This is a genomic window from Type-D symbiont of Plautia stali (genome assembly GCF_001485335.1).
In the GTDB taxonomy this organism is placed as follows: Bacteria; Pseudomonadota; Gammaproteobacteria; order Enterobacterales; family Enterobacteriaceae; genus Pantoea; species Pantoea vagans_C.
In genome coordinates this window covers 1-5,710 of sequence record NZ_BBOC01000148.1, presented here as the reverse complement: position 1 = coordinate 5,710, position 5,710 = coordinate 1, and the positions used below count along the sequence as shown (strand labels likewise).

General features: G+C 54.6%; 4 protein-coding genes. All 4 read left to right on the top strand.

The genetic code is table 11. The features are described from left to right. Positions 1 to 1,052, top strand: a 1,052-nt coding sequence (locus PSSD_RS25205; RefSeq protein ID WP_058974145.1) for a pyridoxal phosphate-dependent decarboxylase family protein, incomplete at its 5' end; no start/stop codon positions are given. A gap of 430 nt (positions 1,053 to 1,482) precedes the next feature. Then, positions 1,483 to 2,976: a purine-cytosine permease family protein gene (locus PSSD_RS25200; RefSeq protein WP_039332906.1), complete on the top strand. Its 1,494-nt coding sequence runs from the start codon at positions 1,483 to 1,485 to the stop codon at positions 2,974 to 2,976. Next, positions 2,976 to 4,682, top strand: a complete 1,707-nt coding sequence (locus PSSD_RS25195) for a nitrilase-related carbon-nitrogen hydrolase (RefSeq protein ID WP_058974144.1) — start codon at positions 2,976 to 2,978, stop codon at positions 4,680 to 4,682. Before PSSD_RS25200 ends, PSSD_RS25195 begins: the two co-directional genes overlap by 1 nt. A gap of 68 nt (positions 4,683 to 4,750) precedes the next feature. Then, positions 4,751 to 5,710, top strand: a 960-nt coding sequence (locus PSSD_RS25190; RefSeq protein WP_058974143.1) for a transporter substrate-binding protein, incomplete at its 3' end; no start/stop codon positions are given.

Here is a 5,710-nt window from a genome sequence, read left to right as displayed (position 1 = left end):
CCGGTGATGCTGGTGTGTTCACCAGTGGTGGCACCCAGAGTAACCTGATGGGTCTGATGCTGGCGCGTGATGCTTTCTATGCGCGTCAGGGCCACTCTGTTCAGCAGAATGGCATTACAGGCGATCTGCGTAAGATTAAAGTGCTGTGTTCCGAGAACGCACACTTCTCCGTGCAGAAGAACATGGCCCTGCTCGGCCACGGCTATCAGTCCGTTGTACAGGTGAAATCTGATGAATTCGCCCGTATGGATGTAGCTGACCTGAAAGCCAAGCTGGCGCAGGCGGAAGCGAACGGTGAGCAGATTCTGGCTATCGTCGCCACCGCGGGTACCACGGATGCGGGTGCCATCGACCCACTGCGTGAAATCGCGGGTATTGCTGCCGAGCGCAATATCTGGGTACACGTAGACGCGGCATGGGGCGGCGCACTGCTGCTTTCTGAGAAGTATCGTGATTACCTGGACGGCCTGGAGTTGGTGGATTCAGTCACCCTGGACTTCCACAAACAGTACTTCCAGACCATCAGCTGTGGTGCATTCCTGCTGAAAGACGAGCGTCACTATGAGCTGATGCGTTATCAGGCGGCTTATCTGAACTCCGAATTCGACGAAGAAGCCGGCGTACCTAACCTGGTATCGAAATCTCTGCAGACCACGCGTCGTTTCGATGCGCTGAAACTGTGGATGGGTCTCGAAGCATTGGGTCAGAAACAGTACGCGGCGATCATCGATCACGGTGTGACCCTGGCGCAGGAAGTGGCTAAATTTGTCGCTGCAGAACCACGCCTTGAGCTGGTTATGCAGCCGCAGCTGGCTAGCGTGCTGTTCCGCTACCGTCCAGAGCAACTGACCGATATCGCGCAGATTGCCCTGTTCAACCAACGCATCGGTGATGCGCTACTGGATTCTGGTCGCGCTAACGTCGGCGTAACCGAAAACCAGGGCGTCACCTGCCTGAAGTTGACGCTGCTGAACCCAACGGTAACGCTGGAAGATATCAAAGTCCTGCTGGCGCTGGTTGAGAAAACCGCGAATCAGTTGCTGAACGCGTAATCTCGCTTAACGCGATAAAGCCGATAACTGGCAACGGTTATCGGCTTTTTTATTGCATCAAATAAAACTTTGCATGCGTGCAATCACAGTGCGGACTGCACTGTTTTGGTGCCTGTGCGCAAAAATGCGCACCCTACAAAAACGTGCACAATGCCGGATAGCGTAGTTGCGCATCAAACCGTGCACGGTTGTCGTAGGGTTGCCCTTCATGGCGACCAATCGCGCGCTGCACTGCAACAACCATCCCTTCTCTGTTCTCAACTCTGGCACGCCAATTGCTTCACTCTAATTACCGCATCCTGCTGGTCAGGAACAGGCGCCGTAGTCTGGAAAGCGGTTTGTGGCTGAGTGCCACTCCAATACATCGATTTCAGGCGAAGAAGCCCCACCGGCAATGCTGTCGGCGGGGCTTTTTTTTTGGAGTAACGCTATGAGCAAGTTAAAAACGTGGTTTCAGGGACCACAAGACATCACCGAAGCGGAAGCGGTGGAAGATTACGCCGTCGGCCGAGTGCCGTCACACTATCGCTGGCCGATTCCGGCGATCATTTTAGTGCTGCTGGGCAACTCAACCGCCATGTTCTGGTTTAGCCTCGGCGCGGATATCAGCTATCAGGTCGGCTGGCCGCTCCTGCTGCTGCCTATTGGCTACATGGTGGTGTTCGCCACCCTGATTGGCTCCTGCATCATGAAAATGGCGAGCAAAGAGGGATTGTCACTGAATCTGATGACGCGTGGACTCGGCTTTGGTTACATGGGCTCGGCATTCACCTCTCTGATCTACGCCGTTAACTTTATTTTTTACTTCCTGTTTGAAGGCACCATAGTTTCCCATGCCATCGCCAACTATGCAGGCGTGCCGGTCAACTCAATAACCGGTATTGCAATTTTTGCCTTGATGGGGCTGGCCGCGATCTGGTTTGTGTGGAAAGGCATGTCCTCGATGCAATTCCTGCAAACCTGGGGGGTGCCGATTTTCATCCTGCTGTTCGGCTTCTGTATCTGGCAGCTTACGCATCACTACCCTTCAGTGGGCTTTAGCGGCTGGCAGCCTAAAGGTGAAATTGACAGCAATGCGATCTGGTTAGTCATGAATATGGCCAATGGACAGATCGTGTTCCAGGGCTTGATGGCAACCGATTATGGCCGCTTCGCCCGTCCGGGTATCAGCCACAAAGGCACGGCAACCATTATGTTGGGCATGTTGATTCCGATTGTGGTGGTGATGCTGTTTGGTGCGTTTATGGCCTATACGCTAATGCCGCATATTCAGGGGCAAGATGTCTGGTCACTGGCGCTGGATCCCGGATTTGTATTCCCACTGATCATTGGATTAACCGGCGTACTGTTCGCGGTGATCACCCAGATTCGTATCAACGTACTCAACCTTTACTCTGGCTCCATTGCCCTGTCGAACACCATGGATATGGCGTTGAACTATCGTCCTGGCCGTCAATGGTGGATGTTGCTGGTCTGGTTGCTCGGCGTGGTGTTCTACGTCTGTAATATTCTCCAGTACACCGGCACCTTCTTGTCGATTACCGGTATTCTCACCAACACGTGGGTATTCATTATCCTCGCGGATTACTATGTCTGCCGTAAGATGCTGCATCTGGCACCGTCAGACTTTGTCGAGTTCCGAAAAGAGTATCTGCGCATGTGGAACCCGAGTGGCGTGATTGCACTCTGCGTTGCGGTCGCCATCGGCGCTGCTGGCGTGCTTGGCATGTATCCAATGGTTTATGCCTCCTTTATCGCCATGCTGGTTGGCCCGGTACTGCACGTCGCCATTAGCGTCGCGACACGCGGTCGTTACTACTTCAAAACCTTCCCAGAAGATATGCCCACCGCATGGAAACCGTCCGATGCCTATCAAGGGCCCAAGCCGGTATTGACCCCCGTACTGAGCAAGGAGGCTAAATAATGAGTGTTAAAGTCGCAACGATTCAATTTGAACCGACTCAATTTCGCAAAGATGAAAACGTGGCGCGTCTGCTCCAATTAGCCACGGACGCAGCTCGTGACGGCGCACGTTTGATCGTGATGCCTGAAATGGCCACCACCGGCTATTGCTGGCAAGGCCGTGACGAAGTCGCTCCCTTTGTGGAAACCGCAGATGGCCCCGCCAGCCAGGCCTTTGCGGCCATTGCCCGCGAATATCACTGCTATCTGGTATTTGGCATGCCAGAACGTGACGCCGTCACAAATATTTACTACAACAGCGCAGTGCTGGTTGGCCCACAAGGATTAATTGGGGTGCATCGTAAGACACACCCCTACATTTCCGAACCGAAATGGGCCGCCAATGGTGATGTGGGCCATCAGGTGTTTAACACCGAAATCGGCAATATTGCTTTGTTGATTTGCATGGATATCCACTTTATCGAAACCGCTCGCCTCGCGGCGCTGGGTGGTGCACACATTATCTGCCATATCAGTAACTGGTTGGCCGAACGCACTCCCGCCCCTTACTGGCTGACGCGCGGCTGGGAGAATGGCTGTGCGCTGATCGAGAGCAACCGTTGGGGTTGGGAGCGTGGCGTGCAATTTAGCGGCGGCAGCTGCATTGTGGACAGTGATGGCGGCTTACTGGCGAGTGGTGACAGTGGCGATCAGATACTCTGCGCAGAACTTCATGTGCCCAGCGTGAATAAGACACTACAGAAGCGTCGTCCGGAGCTGTATCAACGGCTGATGACACAAACCTTTATGTGGAATCCTCAGGATTTCTTCGGCCTGTACGGACGCGATCCGTTGCCTGCAGCCAAAGATTCCCGGGTGGCTGTCGCGCAGTTCAGACCCGAAAATGACGTCACGGCGAATCTGCAATTGATTCGCCATTGGGCAGAACAGGCAAAATCTCGTGGAGCGGAATTGCTGGTGCTACCGGAGCGCGCGTTGAGCGGCGGTGCAGGCCAGAGCAATGCGCTGACCCTGAACGATGCGCCTGTTCAGCAGTTGATTAAACTCGCCATTGAGCTGGATATCGCCTTGCTGGCGGGCCTGGTCGAACGGGACAATAATCACTTTTACAACAGCGCGCTATTAGTGAGTAGTGCAGGCGTAAGCGCACATTATCGTCAGATCCATCTGAGTGAAGCAGACCAGCAATGGGCCAGTGCGGGTAATCAGTGGGTGACCTGCGATCTCCCCTGTGGCCGTGTCGGTATTCTTATTGGGGAAGATTTGCTGGTACCTGAAGCTGCACGCATCCTGGCGCTGGAAGGCTGCGATATCATCGCCTGCCCCGCACAAATCAACACGCCAACGCCAATGGCGCACGCGGGCACGGCAATTCCCCATGCCTGGCCGATCCCACGCGGAGCCGATCCTTATCACTGGCTGTTGCCGCGCGTTCGTGCGGGAGAGAATAACGTGTGGCTGGCCTTTGCCAACTGGCCTCCTGCAAAGGGAGAGAGTTTCGGTCTCAGCGGCGTGTTTGGCCCGGATACCTTTGCTTTCCCTCGTACGGAGATCAAGGCATTTGGCGCTCAGGGTTTAGCGGTGTTGGATATCACCACCGGCTCGCCAGATACCGCTTATCCTAATCATGTGGTAAGACGTAAAGATCTGGTGTTAATGCGCCAACCCCACTATTACACCGCGCTGGTGAATGCGTTAGTTTTGTAGGCCCGCTTGAGCCACCACAAGGGCGGCTTTATGGCCGCCCAACGTTACCTGGAAGATTTGGAGCAACCATGACGGCAACCTCAGCGTCAGCACAAGAACATGTCATTCCCGTTGGCATCCTCTATTCCGTTTCCGGCGATTACGCGGTGATTGGCCGCGAAATGCTTAACGGTATTTTGTTGGCTATTGAGGAGATTAACGCTAATCCGCTTTATGACTTCACCCTCGCGCCCATCGTGCGCGATCCCGGCGGTTCGCTGGATAAATATTACCAGGACTGTCATGACCTGTTGTATCGCCACGGTGTGCGCCATCTGATCGGCTGTTACACCTCTGCGGCGCGTAAAACCATTCTGCCGTTGGTGGAGGGCGCGAATGCCCTGCTATGGCATTCTGCGCGCTATGAAGGATTTGAAAGCAGCAACAGTGTGATTTATCTCGGCGCAGCGCCGAATCAGCACATGTTGCCCCTGCTGCGCTGGCTGTTGCAGCAGCAGGACGTGGAGATGTATCACGTGGGTTCGAATTACGTCTGGTCGTGGGAAATGGATCGTATCACACGCGAAGTGGTGATCCCTGCTGGCGGGAACGTGCTGGAGAGCAAACTGTTACCGCTGGGCGAAGAGAACGTTGATGAGCTGATTGCAGATATCATCATCCGTCGACCCAAAGTACTGCTTAATACCATGGTGGGCAAAAGTGCCTACAGCTTTTATCGTGCCTGGCATCAAGCCAGTCTGCAACAGCCCTGGATGAACGAGGTACTGAAACTTAGCCTGACATTATGCGAACCCGAAGTGGCAATGATTGGCGCAGAGGCGCTGGAGGGGTATCTGGTCTCGGCGAGTTGGTTCCAGTCCATAAATACACCCGCTAATCGCGAATTTCTGCGCTGCTATCGCCAGCGTTTTGGCGAGTCCGTGTCACCCTCGGTGGACAGTCAAAGTGCCTGGCTGGCGGGGCATCTGCTGGCACGCGCTATTCACCGTCAGGGCAATGCTGAGGTGGAAGCGGTACGCTGCGCCGTA